General features: G+C 33.2%; 16 protein-coding genes. 9 read left to right on the top strand and 7 right to left on the bottom strand.

Translation table 11 applies throughout. The annotated features are described in order from the left end of the window. Position 1: 1 nt before the first annotated feature. The 8 genes from ACUUYC_RS05080 (at position 2) to ACUUYC_RS05045 (ending at position 7,854) form a co-directional block, all read left to right on the top strand. Entirely contained in the window at positions 2 to 1,723 is a 1,722-nt protein-coding gene (locus tag ACUUYC_RS05080) for a flotillin family protein (protein ID WP_474264391.1), read from the top strand. Between the two features lie 148 nt (positions 1,724 to 1,871). Next, the gene (locus ACUUYC_RS05075; RefSeq protein WP_474264390.1) at positions 1,872 to 3,491 is read left to right on the top strand and encodes a tetratricopeptide repeat protein; all 1,620 of its coding nucleotides are present in this window, start codon (positions 1,872 to 1,874) and stop codon (positions 3,489 to 3,491) included. A 96-nt stretch (positions 3,492 to 3,587) separates the two neighbouring features. Beyond that, entirely contained in the window at positions 3,588 to 3,740 is a 153-nt protein-coding gene (locus ACUUYC_RS05070; protein WP_474264389.1) for a class I lanthipeptide, read from the top strand. 212 nt (positions 3,741 to 3,952) lie between these two features. Next, positions 3,953 to 4,096 carry a class I lanthipeptide gene (locus tag ACUUYC_RS05065; RefSeq protein ID WP_474264388.1) on the top strand — a complete coding sequence of 48 codons (144 nt, stop codon included), beginning with the start codon at positions 3,953 to 3,955 and terminating at the stop codon, positions 4,094 to 4,096. Positions 4,097 to 4,303: 207 nt separating this feature from the next. Beyond that, entirely contained in the window at positions 4,304 to 5,269 is a 966-nt protein-coding gene (locus tag ACUUYC_RS05060; RefSeq protein ID WP_474264387.1) for an alpha/beta fold hydrolase, read from the top strand. After that, positions 5,262 to 5,744, top strand: coding sequence for a hypothetical protein (locus tag ACUUYC_RS05055; RefSeq protein WP_474264386.1), 483 nt, complete (start codon positions 5,262 to 5,264; stop codon positions 5,742 to 5,744). The genes ACUUYC_RS05060 and ACUUYC_RS05055 overlap by 8 nt, the downstream gene beginning before the upstream one ends. Before the next feature lie 27 nt (positions 5,745 to 5,771). Beyond that, positions 5,772 to 6,881 (top strand): biotin synthase BioB, encoded by a 1,110-nt coding sequence (bioB, locus tag ACUUYC_RS05050; RefSeq protein ID WP_474264385.1) that lies wholly within the window; start codon positions 5,772 to 5,774, stop codon positions 6,879 to 6,881. Positions 6,882 to 6,993: 112 nt separating this feature from the next. After that, positions 6,994 to 7,854: a cupin-like domain-containing protein gene (locus ACUUYC_RS05045; RefSeq protein ID WP_474264384.1), complete on the top strand. Its 861-nt coding sequence runs from the start codon at positions 6,994 to 6,996 to the stop codon at positions 7,852 to 7,854. Between the two features lie 10 nt (positions 7,855 to 7,864). Here ACUUYC_RS05045 and ACUUYC_RS05040 read toward each other — a convergent pair whose 3' ends face one another. After that, positions 7,865 to 8,335, bottom strand: a complete 471-nt coding sequence (locus tag ACUUYC_RS05040) for a regulatory protein RecX (RefSeq protein WP_474264383.1) — start codon at positions 8,333 to 8,335, stop codon at positions 7,865 to 7,867. 106 nt (positions 8,336 to 8,441) lie between these two features. On the opposite strand from ACUUYC_RS05040, the gene ACUUYC_RS05035 reads away from it, so the two are divergent. Then, positions 8,442 to 12,929, top strand: coding sequence for a lamin tail domain-containing protein (locus tag ACUUYC_RS05035; RefSeq protein ID WP_474264382.1), 4,488 nt, complete (start codon positions 8,442 to 8,444; stop codon positions 12,927 to 12,929). Here ACUUYC_RS05035 and ACUUYC_RS05030 read toward each other — a convergent pair whose 3' ends face one another. The 6 genes from ACUUYC_RS05030 to ACUUYC_RS05005 form a co-directional block, all read right to left on the bottom strand. Further along, positions 12,930 to 13,574 (bottom strand): Dph6-related ATP pyrophosphatase, encoded by a 645-nt coding sequence (locus ACUUYC_RS05030; RefSeq protein WP_474264381.1) that lies wholly within the window; start codon positions 13,572 to 13,574, stop codon positions 12,930 to 12,932. 98 nt (positions 13,575 to 13,672) lie between these two features. Continuing rightward, entirely contained in the window at positions 13,673 to 14,689 is a 1,017-nt protein-coding gene (locus ACUUYC_RS05025; protein ID WP_474264380.1) for a hypothetical protein, read from the bottom strand. A 78-nt stretch (positions 14,690 to 14,767) separates the two neighbouring features. Next, the gene (locus ACUUYC_RS05020; protein WP_474264379.1) at positions 14,768 to 15,544 is read right to left on the bottom strand and encodes an ATP-grasp domain-containing protein; all 777 of its coding nucleotides are present in this window, start codon (positions 15,542 to 15,544) and stop codon (positions 14,768 to 14,770) included. Between the two features lie 26 nt (positions 15,545 to 15,570). After that, positions 15,571 to 16,194, bottom strand: coding sequence for a hypothetical protein (locus tag ACUUYC_RS05015; protein ID WP_474264378.1), 624 nt, complete (start codon positions 16,192 to 16,194; stop codon positions 15,571 to 15,573). A 123-nt stretch (positions 16,195 to 16,317) separates the two neighbouring features. Next, positions 16,318 to 16,767 carry a carboxymuconolactone decarboxylase family protein gene (locus ACUUYC_RS05010; protein WP_474264377.1) on the bottom strand — a complete coding sequence of 150 codons (450 nt, stop codon included), beginning with the start codon at positions 16,765 to 16,767 and terminating at the stop codon, positions 16,318 to 16,320. Positions 16,768 to 16,968: 201 nt separating this feature from the next. Further along, positions 16,969 to 17,538 carry a Crp/Fnr family transcriptional regulator gene (locus ACUUYC_RS05005; RefSeq protein ID WP_474264376.1) on the bottom strand — a complete coding sequence of 190 codons (570 nt, stop codon included), beginning with the start codon at positions 17,536 to 17,538 and terminating at the stop codon, positions 16,969 to 16,971. Positions 17,539 to 17,546: the final 8 nt, after the last annotated feature.

Genomic DNA, 17,546 nt, shown 5'->3' with positions numbered 1-17,546 from the left:
TATGACACACTTATTATTGCAGAGCAGTGATGGAAATCCGCTTGCGGGCGCATCTTCATTAATCTTATTTGTTTTTATAGCTCTTTTTATTTTTATTATAATCACGGTATTTATTCGTAGATACAAACGTTGTCCTTCGGATAGAATCTTAGTAGTCTATGGAAAAGTTGGTGGCGGACAGTCTGCAAAATGTATTCATGGTGGTGCGGCGTTTATAATGCCAGTTATTCAAGACTATGAATTCTTAGATTTAACCCCAATTTCAATAGAGGTAAACTTAGTAAATGCCTTAAGTAAGCAAAATATTCGTGTAAACGTACCTTCCCGATTCACTATTGGTATCTCAACAGAACCAGGCGTTATGCAAAATGCAGCTGAGCGTTTGTTAGGATTAGGACAAAATGAAATTCAAGAATTAGCACAAGAAATTATCTTTGGACAGTTGCGTTTAGTAGTAGCTTCTATGGATATTGAAGAAATTAATAATGACCGTGATAAATTCTTAACTAATATTTCAGAAAGTGTTGAAACGGAATTAAAGAAAGTAGGTTTAAAACTGATCAACGTAAATATTACAGATATCGTTGATGAATCTGGATATATTGAAGCACTTGGTAAAGAAGCTGCAGCACATGCAATAAACGCAGCTCGTAAATCGGTTGCTGAGAAAAACAGAGATGGTTCTATTGGTGAGGCAGACGCCGTACAAGATGAGCGTATCAAAGTATCTGAATTGCAAGCGAAAGCTAAGATTGGAGAAGCAAACGCAGCTCAAAACGAAAGAACACAAGTAGCTGCGGCAATGGCAGAAGCAAAAATTGGAGAAGCAAACGCAAACCAAAATGAAAGAGTACAGACAGCGAATGCAGTTGCTTTAGCAAAAATTGGAGAAGCAGAAGCATTAAAAGATGAACGGATAAAGACATCAGAAGCAAATGCACGCGCAATTGATGGAGAAAACACAGCAAAAATATCGATTGCAGAATCGGATGCTTCAAGAAGAGAAAAGCAAGCAGAAGCAGAAAAGCGAGCAATTGCATCAGAAAAAGTGCAAGCTGCAAAAGCCTTGGAAGAATCGTATGCAGCAGAGCGTGAAGCAGAAAGTGCGAGAGCAGAAAGAGAAAGAGCTTCACAAATGGCAGACGTTATTGTACCTGCAGAAATCGACAAAAAGAAAATTGAAATTGATGCAGAAGCTGAAGCAGAAAACATCCGTAGAATTGCAAAAGGGGAAGCAGATGCCATACTATTTAAAGCACAAGCAGAAGCACAAGGTCAGTTTGAAGTATTAACAAAGCAAGCAGCTGGTTTAGATCAAATTGTAAAAGCAGCTGGAAACAATACAAAAGATGCTGTATTATTATTAGTAGCTGACAAATTACCAGAGTTAGTGAAAACACAAGCTGAGGCAATTAAAAACATCAAAATTGATAAAGTGACCGTTTGGGAAAATGGCGGCGGCGGAAAAGATGGTAAAACGTCTACGTCAAACTTTATCTCAGGAATGTACAAAGCAGTTCCGCCATTACAGGAAATGTTTAACATGGCTGGTATGGAATTGCCAGAATACTTAAAAGGAAAAGACCTTGCAGATAAAGGGAAGCCTACTGTAAATGTTGAAGCTACTACGGAAGCAGCAACAGATGTAAAACCAGTAAATGAACCAAAACCTTCAAAAGAAACTCCGAAAAAAGATTCTGATAAAGGAACAACAGGAGAATAATAATTTCTCAATTTTCACATTACAAAAAATCCGCCATCGTGCGGATTTTTTTATGTGCTTCATTCTCAATTGTTAATTAGTATATTTACGAAATCAGGAAAGTTGAACCTTCTTTTTCTAGTTTATAATGGATAAAAAACTATTAGTAATGCGAATTGTTTTATTGGGAATCCTTTTTCTTTTAACAAGGACTGTTTCATATTCAAAACAGCAACTAATAGTAGTTGCTAATTTTCAAAATAATAATAAAACTACATTACAACATCATATAGATGTAGGTAGTGAATTGCAAAAAAATGAAAACTATATAAAGAGTATATCTTACTTTTTAGAAGCTATCGAAATTGCTAAAGAGGTAAAAAATAACGATCTCTTATTTAAATCATATATGAAACTAGGGAACTCTTATTTCTATAGTTGGAAAAGTGAAAAAGCGATAGAAGCATATTATAATGCACTAACAATTGCTAAAAAGAATAAAAGTATAGATCAGGAATTGATTGCATATTCTGGTTTAATAGCTTTTCTTCCTTTGATAAACAAAGAAGAAAAAGCAATAGAATTTTCTGTGTATGCGCTGAGCTTAATTGACAAAGCTTCTTTTAAAAATAAAGAAAATCATGTCAGAGTATTAACAACTATTTGTGATGCTTACATGGCACAAGGCAATTATGATACAATGTTTTCTCATATAGAAAAAGGAATAGCATTGGCAGAAAAACTAAATTTCCAAGAAGGACTTGTTGACTTATACATTAAAAAAGGAAGGTTTTTTAGGCATAAAAAAAAGTGGAAACAGGCTTTTGAGTGTTTATACAAAGCAGAAGCAATTATAAAAGAAAACTATATAGCCAATCCTTTTTTTCCTAAAATAAATACGAATTATGCGATTGCTAGTTGTTTTTATGATCTTGAAGAATATGATAATGCAATTCAGTATTTGTTAAATTCTACTGCTTTTATAAAAGATAAAGATCTAGAAAAGGATAGTGTCATAAATACATTTAACTTACTAGCTAAATGTTACTCAAAACAGGAAAATTATAAAGAAGCGACAATAATACTAAACAAAGTAATAAATATAAATAATACAGCAAGACACAATAAAGATATAGCGGCAAACAAATTCTATGAACAGGACAATGAAAGTATTTTGCTTCAAATTGTGGCATTGCGAAATCAAGGAAAAGAAGACAAACAGACAATGAATTATATGCTATGGGGAATTGTAATAGCTAGTTCGGCTTTTTTTCTAACACTAATTCTATATGTTAAAAAGCAAAAGACAAATCGAGTAACTTTTAAAACATTGCTTAAAAAAATCTCAATCTTGGAAGAACAGGGAAAAGAAACATTTCCTAAAAAAACTAAAAATGAACTAAAAAATATTCCTGTTGATGATACTACTGTTAAAGCAATAATTGTACGATTAGATAAGCTAGAAACTCAGGAATATTTCTTAAATGCGAACTGTAGTTTACAATCTATCGCAAAAAGGACAAAAACAAATGTTACGTATTTATCTCAAATAATTAATAATTATAAAGGGAAAAATTACAACGATTACATCAATGATTTAAGAATAGAATACGTTTTAAAACGATTAAAAAATGATAGAAAATTCAGGTCATTCTCAATAAAAGGAATTGCAACAGAACTTGGATATAAAAGCGATGATTCTTTTGTGAAACATTTTAAAAATAAAACACAATTAAACCCATCTTACTACATAAAAGAATTGAATAAGATGGAAGCTGCTAATCATTAAAAATGCGCCCTATTTTACCTAAAATCGGGTATTATAATTTCGTTAATTTTCATCTAGAACATATATTTAGATCAGATAATCAAAACCTTTTCAATTATGAAAAAAAATGTAACAAAAATTAGTTTCAAAAAAACAACGATAGCTACAGTAAACTTAGAAACTATCGAACAAATTAAAGGTGGTTCAAGTATTCCAACAGATTTTGATAATGTCACTTTTCAGCAAAATTGCCAGTCTCATTCTAAATAATAACGAACTTATTATAATCTATAAAAAGAGTCTTGTATTTCACAAGACTTTTTTTGTACCCTAATTTCTTTAATCTCGCGATATGAATATTTTATTTAACCTTAAAATGATTGACATTCGTATTGAAACCTAAGCATAACTAACATGTTTATTTCAATAAGGGAAAACCGAAAACCTTTAATAGAGTAGGTTACATTTAAACAATCAATACAATGAAAAAAAAGAATCTTAAATCGTTGAGTCTTAATAAAAAAGCAATCTCTGTTTTTAAATTTGATGAATTAAATCACGTAAAAGGTGGTAGAGGAACTTTCAGACCTAGTTGTAGTAGAGCTGTTTCATGCTCTCCGTTCTAATTCATAAGCTAACTTCGGTCAGTTATGGTCAGAAGAAGTTCTGATCATCTTATTAATTTTATTTAATTCCTCGGAAGTGATTATTTTCGGGGAATTCTAATTTTATAGTAAAAAATAGAAGCATAGGTTACATATGCTTTTCTACTTATGTAACATAATTCATCTTTTCCCGTCAAATAGCTATATTTACAAGAAACCACTAGCTATATGAAACTATTGTCACGTCTTTTAATTATAATTTTATTCAGTGCAACTTCTTCAATCTATGCACAACAAGAAGCAAACATTTATGATAAATTTGAATCAAAATTCTACACAATTGATGGTTACAAAATAAATGTTGAAATAAAAGGAACAGGTGATCCAATCTTCTTTTTACCTGGCGGTCCAGGAAACTCACACGACTATTTAGAAGGGAATTTTGGACAGTATTACAAAACACATACAGTTGTATTTTTTGACTTCTTAGGAAGAGGAAAAAGTGATGACGCCAAAGATAAATCTGAATACTCAGTTGAAAACGATGTTGAACTCATTGAAAAACTACGCAAACTTTTAAGATTCAAAAAAATCTCGTTAGTTGGTCATTCCTATGGAACAGTTCCTGCGCAAGCATATGCTATCAAATACAAAGACAATGTAGACAAAATGGTGTTGATTAACGGTTTTCATAGTGGCGCAATGTGGCAAGCAAACTGCGATAGCTACAATCGCTATGCAAAAACACATTTTCCCGAAAAGTGGAAAAAAGTAGATTCACTTCGAGCATTAGGATACGTTTCAAGCGATCCTGAATTCTCAAAAGTCTACGGAAGTTTTCCAACCAAATATGTATACTATCACAATACAAAACTCAAGCAAAACAAACCATCATACAAGCATCGTGGTTGGGCAAATGACGTATATGTTTCTATCATTGGAAAAGATGGTGATTTTGATGTTTCTGGAAGTATGATCAATCAAGATTATCGAAAAGAATTAAAAGATGTAAAAGCGAAGACATTAATCATAGCTGGTCGTTATGATGGAGTTTCTACACCAGAATTTGCAGTACAATACAAGCAATTTATGCCACAAGCAAAATTCGTAATGTTTGAGCAAAGTGGGCACAATCCATACTTAGAAGAAACTGAAAAATTTTACAAACTATTTACAAAATTTATAAATGAATAATGACAAAATAGAATTCAAGCGAAAACCTCCAGTAATAAAAATTGTTTTTGGGGTTTTTATTTTTTCTGTTGGAGCACTTTCAGTACTTGCAGGCGGCTATTATGGGTTCATAGTCTGCGGGATTTCTGTATTTTTTTTACACAAGGATGGAACTGAGATTGATTTAAAAATAGAAAAATACAGAACATTTATTGAAGTCTTAGGATTTCGTTTCGGAAAATGGGAAGACTTACCTGAAATAGAATATGTTTCTGTGTTTAGTACAACCGAAACCATAACCATTCGTTCTAGATCTGCAGAAGCAAATGTAAAAAGTGATGTTATTGTATTAAACTTATTTTACAATGGAAATCACCGCATCAAAGCATACACAACAAAAAACAAAGACGATGCGTTTAAAATGGCGAAACAAATTGCTGGAATATTAAAAATTGATATTTTAGACGCAACAGAAGCAGAATCTAAATGGTTATAACTATTTTTGTCACCAAATAACTTTTTTATGAACAACATACGACACAATTGGACTAAAGAAGAAATCATTGCAATTTACAACAAACCAATGATGGAATTGCTATATGAAGCAGCGACTGTACACAGATTGCATCACGATCCAAATACAGTACAAGTGTCTACATTACTATCTATAAAAACTGGTGGTTGCCCAGAAGATTGTGGCTATTGCCCGCAAGCAGCACGTTACCATACCGATATTGAAGGAAATGATTTAATGAAAGTTAGCCACGTAAAAGCACAAGCTTTACGAGCTAAAGCATCAGGAAGCTCACGTGTATGTATGGGAGCAGCTTGGCGAAATGTAAAAGACGGACCAGAATTTGATCAAGTACTAGAAATGGTACGTACAATCAATAAACTAGACATGGAAGTTTGCTGTACGTTAGGAATGGTAACTGAAAATCAAGCACAACGTTTGGCTGAAGCCGGATTATACGCATACAATCACAACTTAGACTCTTCGGAAGAATACTATAAAGAAGTAATCTCAACACGTGGATATGAAGATCGTTTAGAAACGATTGACAATGTTCGTAAAACAAATGTAACAGTTTGTAGTGGTGGAATTATTGGAATGGGAGAATCTGTAGCTGACAGAGCAGGAATGGTCGTAGCATTAGCAACATTAAATCCACAACCAGAATCTGTTCCAATTAACGCTTTAGTTGCAGTTGATGGAACACCATTAGAAAATGAAAAACCAGTAGAAATCTGGGAAATGATTCGTATGGTAGCTACAACTAGAATTGTAATGCCTGAAACACAAGTGCGTTTATCGGCAGGAAGAACAAGCATGAGTAGAGAAGGACAAGCAATGTGTTTCTTTGCAGGAGCGAATTCAATATTTGCAGGAGATAAATTACTAACAACACCAAACCCGGATGTAAATGAAGACATGAAAATGTTTGAAATGTTAGGATTAAATCCTCAAAAACCATTCACAAAAAAGACACAGCCACAAACGGTAGAAGCAAAAGACTCAGCATACGAGTCATTAGGTGAAAAGCCAAAATGGTCAAGACCTGATCATAAAATTGACCGAAATGAAGAAGCGAAGGAGAAAATGAAAGCGGCAATACTAGAGAAAAAACAATAAAAAATTACCAAAGTATTAACATAAAAGAGCTCAGAAATGAGCTCTTTTTTTATGCTCAAAATATCTAATTACGTAACAATTTAGTAACTTAGCTTTAATTAACGTTAGAATATTGAAATTGAATCTGCAAGAAATTCCAAGGGTTAAAACAATTACCAAAGAAGACTTTATAAAAAATTACTTTACTCCACAAAAACCTGTGGTGATAGAAAATTTTATAGAAGGTTGGCCTGCATATCACAAATGGAGTTTAGCCTATATGAAAGAAATTGCGGGTAATGTAGAAGTGCCTTTATATGACGACAGACCTGTAGATTATAAAGATGGTTTTAACGAACCACATGCGAAAATGAAAATGTCAGAATATGTAGATTTACTTAAGCGTGAACCTACAAAATATCGCATCTTTCTTTGGAACATACTAAAAGAAGTACCTGCACTTCAAGATGATTTTGTATATCCAGATTTTGGTTTGAAACTAATAAAATCGTTGCCAATGTTGTTCTTTGGTGGAACAAATTCACATACATTTATGCATTACGATATTGACTTGGCAAATATATTTCACTTTCACTTTGAAGGGAAAAAACAATGTATTCTATTTGATCAAAAACAAAACGACTTTCTTTATAAAATTCCACACTCTTTGATTGTTCGTGAAGACATCGATTTCTCAAACCCAGACTTTGAAAAATGGCCAGCGTTGCAAAAAGCAAAAGGACACACCACAGAATTAGAACATGGAAATATTTTATACATGCCTGAAGGATATTGGCATTATATGAAATACATAACGCCAGGTTTTTCTATGAGTTTACGCTCTTTTGCTAAAAATCCTAAAAACTTAGGAAAAGCAGTATATAATTTTTTTATCATGAGGCATTACGACAACTTAATGAGAAGAATGAAAGGTCAAAAATGGATTGATTGGAAAAATGAGCAAGCCATCAAACGAACACACAAAAAGATATAAAATATAAGAACTATTTTTCCAACTCATTAATCTTTTCGTAGACCAAGTGAGATTCCCAACCTCTATAAAATAAATAATCAGCAATTTTTTTCTTTCGCTTAAACGAATTTGTCTCTTTCACAGCATTTGCGCGTTTTCTAACAAGTTCATCTAGCGTATTTAAATACGCGATTTCTTCAATCTCTTTCAAAGCTGTATCAATATTATACTTAGAAATAGCTCGAAACTTTAATTCTCTAACAATACGCAAACGTCCCCATTTCTTAATTCTAAACTTGCCTCTGGCAAAACTTTTTGCAAAACGTTCTTCATTCAAAAAATTATCCTGAATCAATTCAGAAACAATCATGTCAATTGCTTCAGGAATCATGTTCATTGACTTTAGTTTTTCAATGACTTCCTTATGACAACGATCTTGATATGCGCAGTATTGTTGAAGCTTCGCTTTGGCTTCTGTGACTGAATAGGATTTTTTTTCCATACGAGTTTACAAAAGAATAACTATTTATTTACAGAAACAAGTTTTAAGACTTTTGATAATTAACGAATTATCGAGTATATTAGTAGGGTATTAAAAATGTAGTAGGATGAAAAAAAAAATAGCCCTCGTTTTCTTTTTTCTTATGTGCTTTATTGGATATAGTCAAATTCTAACTTTTGACTTCAATGGATTATCAGGAAATGAAACTTCAGCAGCATCAAATTCAAATGATGCAAATTTATCAAGTTCAACAATAACAAGAGGTTCGGGATTAACGGCCTCCAACAACGGAAACAGATTTAATGCTACTTCTTGGGCAACAACAAGTATAGCAAATGCTGTTTCTGGGAATGATTATATGGAATTTACAATCACACCAAGTAGTGGTTTTGAGTTCAATGTCACAACAATGGTTTTTAATGTACAACGTTCAGGAACTGGACTAAGTGCTATTTCTTTGCGAAGCTCATTAGATAGTTATGCGGCAAATATTGATGCAGAAATGGCTATTGCCGACAATACAAGTACACAAATAATTACATTTACGGTAAGTCAAACAGGAAATACAGCAGCAGTTACGTATAGAATATATGGTTTTTCAGAATCTACTGGTGGATCTGGAGGATTTGAAGGTTCAGGTGATGACATTGTCGTTAATGGAACAGTAACTTCAAGTTGTACAGATGCAATGGATTTTACAAACGTGCAATTTCCAACAACATCACAAACCATTACTGTAGGCGATAGTTTTACCGTATTTGCACAAGGATATGAAGCAGGAGTTACAGAAGCGGCTGGCGCAGGAACCGGTGTAGAAGCATGGATTGGTTACAATACAACAAATAATGATCCGAGTGTTGATTCAGGTTGGACTTGGGTTGCGGCTACGTTTAATGTACAAGCTGGGAATAATGATGAATTTAGTGCAGAAATCGGTTCTGGTTTAGCAACAGGAACATACTATTACGCAAGTCGTTTTAGACTCAATATGTGTAACTTTACCTATGGCGGTTCTGGAGGAGTTTGGAGTAGTGATTCTGTGCAACTAACCGTTGATCCAGATATAGCAGATTTTTGTAATGTTGATTTTCCTAAAACTGCAACCATAACTGAAGGTGACTCATTTAATGTATATGGACAAGTATATGAGCCTGGAATCACAGATGCAGTTGGTCAAGGAGCAAATGTAGAAGCATGGATTGGATATAATACAACAGATAATGACCCTAGAGTAGATGCTGGATGGACTTGGATTGCAGCAACTTATGACTCTGATGTTGGAAATAATGATCAATATACATCTGAAATTGGTTCTTCGCGATCCGCAGGAACATACTATTATGCAAGTCGTTTTAGAATAAACAGTAGTGATTTTACCTATGGAGGAATTCAAGCAGATAATATGGGTGATTTTTGGGATCCAGTAACAAATAATTCTGGAATCTTAACAATAAACACACCGCCAACAGCAGATGTTGTCATTACTGAAATAATGTACAATTCTACTGGAACAGATGACGAATGGATTGAAATCTGTAATGTTTCAGGAAGTACGCAAAGTTTAAGTTTGTATACATTAGATTCAAATGGTTCTACTTTGTATACTTTTTCAGGTGGGCAAACCATAGCAAATGGAACTTGTATTACCATTGGAGTCGGAAGTAATGGAGATGGAAGCTTTAATCCTGGATGTAATTTTGCTCCAGATTTCGGACTCACCGCAGGAATAAATAACACTAATAATTTAGCAAACTCAACAAGAACAGTAACACTATTTGCTGCTGATGGTACTACGGTAGCTGATGTTGTAACTTACGACAATGGAGATGGCGCCGATGGAAATGGCGCTTCACTACATGTTACAGATATCACGATGGACAATTCTGATACAGGAACTAATTGGCAAGAAGTTACTATTGGTGGATCGCCAGGAACAAACTCATTAGTATCTCCATGTGCATCCACAGAAGTTGAATTTGTCGCAACAACTTCTACACTCGCGGAAAATGGTGCATTTATAGATGTCTGTGTAGCAATTACAAATCCAAGTGGTTCAACTGCAACAACTGTTGAAGTAGCGCTAGATGGAGCAAGCACAGCTACAAACGGTACAGATTATGACGATGGAGCAGGAATACCAGCGGCAATTTCGTTTCCTGTAACACTTACATTCCCTGCAGGATCTTCTACAAATCAATGTGTAACTATTTTTATATCAAATGATGATGCAGTTGTAGAACCTAGTGAAACAGTAATCCTAAATTTGCAAAATGTAGCAGGTGGAACAACGCCATCTATCGGAACAAATACAACACATACATTAACAATTACAGACAATGATGGTGCGGGTTCAGGTGATATTATGATTTCGCAATACTATGAAGGCTCTTCTACAAATAAATGGATTGAAGTAGAAAATATAAGTGGCGCCATAATCCCTGCAAATACATATTACATAGTCGTATTAAACAATGCGGATGCTGATACTCCAACTTCTGCTGATCCATCAAATGGAAGTTCGTCATCGTTCAATAACAATGTGTTGATTTCAACAGATATGGCAGTCGGAGAAGTTCGTCGTTATAAACATGATACTGCAGTATTGCCAGCATATGCATCACCTGGCGAAGTTGGCTATGATGGAAACCCTACGTTTGAATTTCCTTCTGGAGCAAGTCTATTTAGTGGAGATGATATTGTAATTATCTCAACAAGCATTGATAGTAATACATGGGCAAATAGAGTAGATGTTATTGGAGATGGGACAACTTGGGGAGATCGCAGATGCTTTGTGCGAAACTCGTGTGTATCTTCTGGGCCATCCACTACATGGGATATTAGTGATTGGGTTGAATTTACTGATGCAGAAGTAGAAAACGCAGCAATTTCAACAAATCCGTACTTAGGAGAACATGATAGGGGAATTACCATTTGGAATGGAGCATCATGGAGTAATGGAACGCCAGATAGATCAAGAGAAGCTTCCTTAGCGGCAAATTATAATACAACAACGAACGGTGATTTAATTGTATGTTCACTAACGATAGATAGTGGTTTTACATTAACAATTCCAAGCGGAAGCTATGCTGATATAGAAAATGATTTAACGGTTAATAATACTGGAATTCTGAATATCAATAATGGAGGCTCACTTATCATGGTAGAAGACGCTGGAAATGTTTCATTAAACGGAACAGGAATTATAAATGTTGAAAAAACCACCACTTCATTTGAACAATATGATTACACATATTGGTCATCACCAGTGACAAGTACAACTTTTGGGACAGCATTAAGTGGTTGGCGATTAGATAGAGCATATAGTTATATTGCAGCAAACTATGAAGATTTAGACAATGACGAAGTCGATGATGATAATAATATTTGGAGCCCACAAGCAAGTACAAATACAATGACGCCCGGTGTTGGATACGCCGTGATGGGACCAACAACAGGAAGTTTTCCAAGAACCGAATCAATTATGTTTAGTGGAACGGTTAACAATGGAGTTATTACAACGCCTATAAGTTTAAGTGCTGATGCAACTGACACAGATGACGATTGGAATTTTATTGGAAACCCATATCCTTCTGCTGTAAGTGCGGATGATTTTGTTACATTCAATACAAATATTACCGGAACCTTATATTTCTGGACACATGTAGATGATGTTTCGATTTCAAACCCTGGACCAAATACATTTAACTACAGTACGGATGATTATGCTATGTATAATACAGTTGGAGGAATCGGTACTGGCTCAGTAAGTGGAAGTACGACACCAACAGGATTTATAGCTTCTGGACAAGGATTTTTCCTAGAAGCAATTACAGCAGGAACTGTTACTTTTAATAATAGTATGCGAAGCAATACATACAGTAATACTAATTTTTACAGACCAAATAATGCTGAAAATGATCCAACGATAGAAAAAGATAGAGTTTGGTTACACCTTACCAATGCTGATGGCGTATTTAGTGAGCTATTAATTGGATTTTTTGATGATGCAACGCTTCAAAGAGATCGATTATATGATGGAATTCGTATAAAAGGAACAAACTATCTAAGTTTTTATTCCAAAGATGCTACGGCAGAATATGGGATTCAAGGACGTCCAACATTTACGGTAAATGATATTGTTCCATTAGGATACGATTCGCAGATTTTAGGTGATTTAACGATTGGACTTGGAGAAGTAGATGGAATATTAAACACAACAGATATTTATCTAAAAGATTTAGATTTAAATATAATTCATGATTTAAAAATATCCGATTATACATTTACAAGTGTTGATGGTGTTTTTTCAGATCGATTTGAATTGCAATTTATAGAAGAATCTACGCTAAATGTTGATGAGGTTGTAAATGAGGATGCAATTGCTGTGTATTTAAACAACAATAACGAATTAGAAATAAAGCAAAAATCTAGAATAGAAATTAATAGTGCAACGGTATATTCTATGTTGGGAACAAAGATTAATTCTGTAAACGATATGAGTCAAAAAATATCGCTAAACGAACAAGCTTCAGGTGTATATATTGTTGTAATTGATACTGAAAAAGGAAGAATAACAAAGAAAATTACACGCTAATTATTCTTTGAGAAATAATTCAATAAAATTATAACCAGTTCCATTGCTCATTTTTTTTCCTTGAACCACATTTATAGGTTTATTAAAAAGTGGGCAATCTAATACTACGGTGTGAAACTCACCATTTTCACCACAAATATCAACACCTTTTTTATCGAGTAGTTCAATGGTTTCTGTATTGATGATTTTACCTAAAAATTCTTGACCTAAATAATCATTACAGGAAACAATCATGGCTACAATTCCTGCGTCAATCATCTCTGTGACAAGCTTTCTTCGATCTTGTTGCCAAAGCGGCAAATTGCAGTTAATAGTTGCAGCTTTACAGGCCTTTTCTTCCCAATCGCGATGTGATTGAATATCGATATCTCCAAAAACAGCATCCGTTAATTCATATTGATTTGTAAGCGTTTTAAGCTTGTGAATAAACTTCTCTGTGTAATCAGTCCAAGTTGCTGAGATAAAATGAATAGAAGCTCCTAAAGCATCAGCTTGTGCATGTAATAAGGTTTTGGAAAGTCCGTGCGAACGACTAATTTCACCATTCTCATTCAAAGCATTTAATAAAACAATAGGTTGTTGTTGTAGTTGCATTAAAGCATAACAAGAATCTTTTCCACCAGACCAAGAACAAAGTAATTTCATAACTGTTTAGTACGCTAAATTTGATGTAAAAATAGTAACTCACAAGTACTTTTTACTTTAAACAGGAGTTATTTTTAAAAAAAAGATTCTTCAGAAAACTAGTAAAAAGGATAATAAATTTCATCCATAGAAATGCCAAGAGGATTTGGTAAATGCAATGCTTTGTGTATGGTAATTTCGTCTCCTGCGTTAACTCTTTGATACAAATTTTCCGAAACAAGAATAGTTCCATAAGTTGTTTTTAGGTTGTACTTGCTGTGTTTTCTTCCATTGTTTGAAACGGTAGTAAAAAGCTTGTCAATAACTTGTGTTGTAATTAGTTCTTTTCGCCCTTTATTGGTAGATTTTCTATAGGTTACATGAAATTTATATAGCTTATATAATAGATAAATTAAAACTAATGGTAATGGAAAAAGAAAAACTAGCAATGATCCTAAGCCACTCAATAATAACCCGATAATAGGAATACTTATAAATGTAATAGTTGTGAAGCGAGAACGGATTTTTGCCTTATAAAATGTTTGAAGTTGGCTTTCGTCTTCTCTAGTCAGCGGTGCTTTTCTAATTTTTGAATCTGGATATTTGGCTTGTCTATGACTGATAAAATGTTTTGGTTCTGAAACTACTTCTTCCAGAATTTCATAATGCAATACAACATTAGATTTTGGTGCAACTTCAAAATAGATAAGATCGCCAACGCTTACATAATTATACATGTCAAACTCTACCTTATGTTCTATGCCGTCAACCGTGATAGAATAATCTCTTTTCGTACTTGTTCTCCTTCCAGATCTTCCAGATCCAGCTGAAGTGCTTTTGCGTATATTCAGTTTTTTATCTTCTACAATACCTTCAAAACAGTTTTTAACTCCAGCACTCATATCTTGTGTCAACGTCCATACTAAGTAGCCAATAATGCCCACAAAAAACAATCCAAAAATCCCGAACATTACAAAAGGTATATAGCTAAAACTATCATTACTTGAGAAGTTACCTTTCATTATAAAAAAGTAAATAAAAGTAAAAATTGTGATGGCAGCTATTGCAACTACAGCTACGAATCCTATCTTTTTTCGAATTTTATTCCGGTCTTTTTGTGTTAATGGTTTTTGCATATTCTCATATTATTTTTCAATATAAAAATAGTTGTCATTTCGAGAAAAGACAATACGAAGAACTGCGTATTTATGTTCCTAAGAAAAGTAAATATCTAATGCTTTTATCAAACTATGTACGTTGAGGTTTGGATAAAATCCAGCACTATTAATACAATTGATCTCTACAATTTTCCAGCCGTAATTTGTTAAGCAAATATCCATTACAAAAGCTTCTGCAACTTCGTAGGTTTGAATCATTTGTTTGGCAAACTCAATTCCTTCCGAGGAAACTTCTGCTTCAAAAACAACATCTCCATTAAACTTGTAATACACAGCAGCTACAATCTGTCCGCCAACAACCCATAAACGTGCTTCTTTATAAATATCTTTTGGAATAGAAGCCTGAATCAACGACGTTGAATTTAACAAAGGTGTTTTTGGATTTTCTAACGAATGCTTTACAAAATCTGTCCACTTTAATTCTGTAAACACTTTTCCTGTAAAAATTTTGGCATCTTTATATGGTTTAATGAATTTCTGTTCGTTCGGTTTCCAGCTAATCGGATCTTCAAAATTGAAAACTTCTACATCATAATTGAGTAGGTTTTCTTTGTAATATTCTGAATAGATTTTATACTGATGATTTCCACCGTAATACGAACCTGGACTCCAGTGTGTGTTGGCTTTGGCAAGTCGTGCTAACTTTACAGAACCATATACAAAAACATCTGTGCGATTGGCTTCAGTAGTAATTTTTTGGGTTTCTGAATTTAATTCGATTTTCTCATATGAAATGTTCAAATCGTGTAACGCATCAAAAATACGGTCATGATCTGGATCAGAATAAATATTGGATTGGACTAAGAATAACATGAATATTACTAAAAAAGTGAATGTATTTATTGTTTAATTTTTATTTTCAATTTAGTTAATTCTCCTTCATCGATATAACCATTTAAATTTCGGTCTATCAAAATTGCTAAATAAAAATCAGTTAAATCTGTTTCGGACATATGAACTTGTTTTCCTTGATATTGAAGGTTGTTAATTTCGAATTCAAGCTTTAAATAATCGCCATAAGTATCAATAAGATTCACTCTTTTACTTTCAGTATTTTTATACATTAAATAATGATGTGAAGCATATTCCTGAAACATTAAGGACTCATACTTCCCGCTAATACTAGGCGCCATTCCTGTTCCTGGTGAAAAATTATGAGTATCATTTTTTGACATTCCAACTTTTATATTGCCCAAAGATTGTTCATCTAAAAAAGAAGCAATCTGAATCGCATAAAACTCTTTGGTGCTAACGTTATATTTCTTATTATAAAATCGTAACGAAAACGTATTTCTTTTAATTGAAACCTGTTCATTACTTTTTGAAATGCTAATTTCTTTACCATTTTGAAATAAATAAACAGTGTCTACATTTATTGAGCTACTTGATGTTGCTTTTTGCGTAGTACAAGATATAATCGTACAAATACTAATCAATAATAGGAAGAATACTCCTTTTTTCATTTTATAAAGACTTTTACTATTCTTATTGATGAACAATATACAGAAATTAAACAATCGATTAGAAACATTGTAGAATTAAGGTGAAACGATATGGAAAAGCGATCAAATTTGATCGCTTTTCTATTAAACTGCTACATAATTCCCAGGCGTAAATAAAAATGTTTTCATCAATCGATTCCAAGTATTTATTTGTGTAATAGCAAGTGTAAGTACACAAATTTCGTTCTTACCAAAAAACTGTAATAACGGATTGTATATCGCATCAGGAATTGGCGTTCTTTGTAACTTGGTTAAAGCATCTGCAAAAGTTAATACTGCTCGTTCTTTATCAGAAAAATAAGGTGTTTCTTCCCAAACGCACAAAGAAGAAAGTCTAAGTTCAGTTTCTCCAGTTTTTTTCAACTCTTTGTAATGCATATCTACACAATATGCGCAACCATTTTTTTGAGAAACTCTCAATTTAATCAATTCTAAAAGTTGATTATCTATTGATGATTCTTTGATAAAAGTTTCTATTTTCTGTAAATGTTCAAACATTCCTGTTGGAATATCTCCATATGAAATTCGTTCCATAATAGTTCGTTTAATTGTTTACACAAAACTAAGTTGGAACACGTTTGAAACTCCTTAAGATATCTTAAGAAAGATATAAACTGAATTTGAAAAACGTCAATTCGAGTGTTTTTTCATATTGAAAGTAATAGAAATTGATAAAAACGTATCGAGAATAGTTTTTCAAAAATTCTCTGATATAGCTATAAAATTGAAGGTAACTTATCTATTCTTGCGGATTTCGCTTAAATATTCTGGTGTAATATCTAAATAAGAAGCAATCATATACTGTGGAACGCGTTGTGCAAAATTTGGAATTGTATCTACAAGACTGTAATAACGATCTTTGCTACTTTGTTTCATGTACACTTCATCTTTTCTTAGCACAGCAATGAGTGTTTTTTCTGTAATAATACGAAAAGCACGTTCCAATTTTGGAACTTTTTGATATAATACTTCCAAATCATCTTTAGAAATATACAAAACGATTGTTTTTTCTAAAGCCTGAATTGCATTGTGAGAAGGTGCTACATTTACAAAACTATCCAAGTTGGTAATCCACCAATTTTCAATTCCGAAGAGACTTATATTTTCATTTCCATCACTATCGGTTCTAAAATAGCGAACCAAACCTTCCACAATAAAAAAGCGATGTTTACAAACCTGATATTGTTCTAGTAAGAATTCTTTTTTTTGAAACGTTTTTTCTGAAAGTGATTTAAAAATAAGATCAATTTCCTCTGAATCAAAAGATGCGTATCGATTTAAATAATTTGCTACTTGTGATTTCATAAATTGAA

The organism is Kordia sp. E, from assembly GCF_056033805.1.
Note: the sequence above shows the minus strand (reverse complement) of the source record. Positions and strands in the feature narration are given on the sequence as shown.

Excerpts from the sequence above, each read along its gene's own strand:
- ACUUYC_RS05060 (WP_474264387.1), top strand. The coding sequence starts at position 4,304 with ATGAAACTATTGTCACGTCTTTTAATTATAATTTTATTCAGTGCAACT.
- ACUUYC_RS05025 (WP_474264380.1), bottom strand. The coding sequence starts at position 14,689 with ATGCAAAAACCATTAACACAAAAAGACCGGAATAAAATTCGAAAAAAG.
- ACUUYC_RS05035 (WP_474264382.1), top strand. The coding sequence starts at position 8,442 with ATGAAAAAAAAAATAGCCCTCGTTTTCTTTTTTCTTATGTGCTTTATT.
- ACUUYC_RS05010 (WP_474264377.1), bottom strand. The coding sequence starts at position 16,767 with ATGGAACGAATTTCATATGGAGATATTCCAACAGGAATGTTTGAACAT.
- ACUUYC_RS05005 (WP_474264376.1), bottom strand. The coding sequence starts at position 17,538 with ATGAAATCACAAGTAGCAAATTATTTAAATCGATACGCATCTTTTGAT.
- ACUUYC_RS05070 (WP_474264389.1), top strand. The coding sequence starts at position 3,588 with ATGAAAAAAAATGTAACAAAAATTAGTTTCAAAAAAACAACGATAGCT.
- ACUUYC_RS05015 (WP_474264378.1), bottom strand. The coding sequence starts at position 16,194 with ATGAAAAAAGGAGTATTCTTCCTATTATTGATTAGTATTTGTACGATT.
- ACUUYC_RS05040 (WP_474264383.1), bottom strand. The coding sequence starts at position 8,335 with ATGGAAAAAAAATCCTATTCAGTCACAGAAGCCAAAGCGAAGCTTCAA.
- ACUUYC_RS05030 (WP_474264381.1), bottom strand. The coding sequence starts at position 13,574 with ATGAAATTACTTTGTTCTTGGTCTGGTGGAAAAGATTCTTGTTATGCT.
- ACUUYC_RS05020 (WP_474264379.1), bottom strand. The coding sequence starts at position 15,544 with ATGTTATTCTTAGTCCAATCCAATATTTATTCTGATCCAGATCATGAC.
- bioB (WP_474264385.1), top strand. The coding sequence starts at position 5,772 with ATGAACAACATACGACACAATTGGACTAAAGAAGAAATCATTGCAATT.
- ACUUYC_RS05065 (WP_474264388.1), top strand. The coding sequence starts at position 3,953 with ATGAAAAAAAAGAATCTTAAATCGTTGAGTCTTAATAAAAAAGCAATC.
- ACUUYC_RS05055 (WP_474264386.1), top strand. The coding sequence starts at position 5,262 with ATGAATAATGACAAAATAGAATTCAAGCGAAAACCTCCAGTAATAAAA.
- ACUUYC_RS05080 (WP_474264391.1), top strand. The coding sequence starts at position 2 with ATGACACACTTATTATTGCAGAGCAGTGATGGAAATCCGCTTGCGGGC.
- ACUUYC_RS05075 (WP_474264390.1), top strand. The coding sequence starts at position 1,872 with ATGCGAATTGTTTTATTGGGAATCCTTTTTCTTTTAACAAGGACTGTT.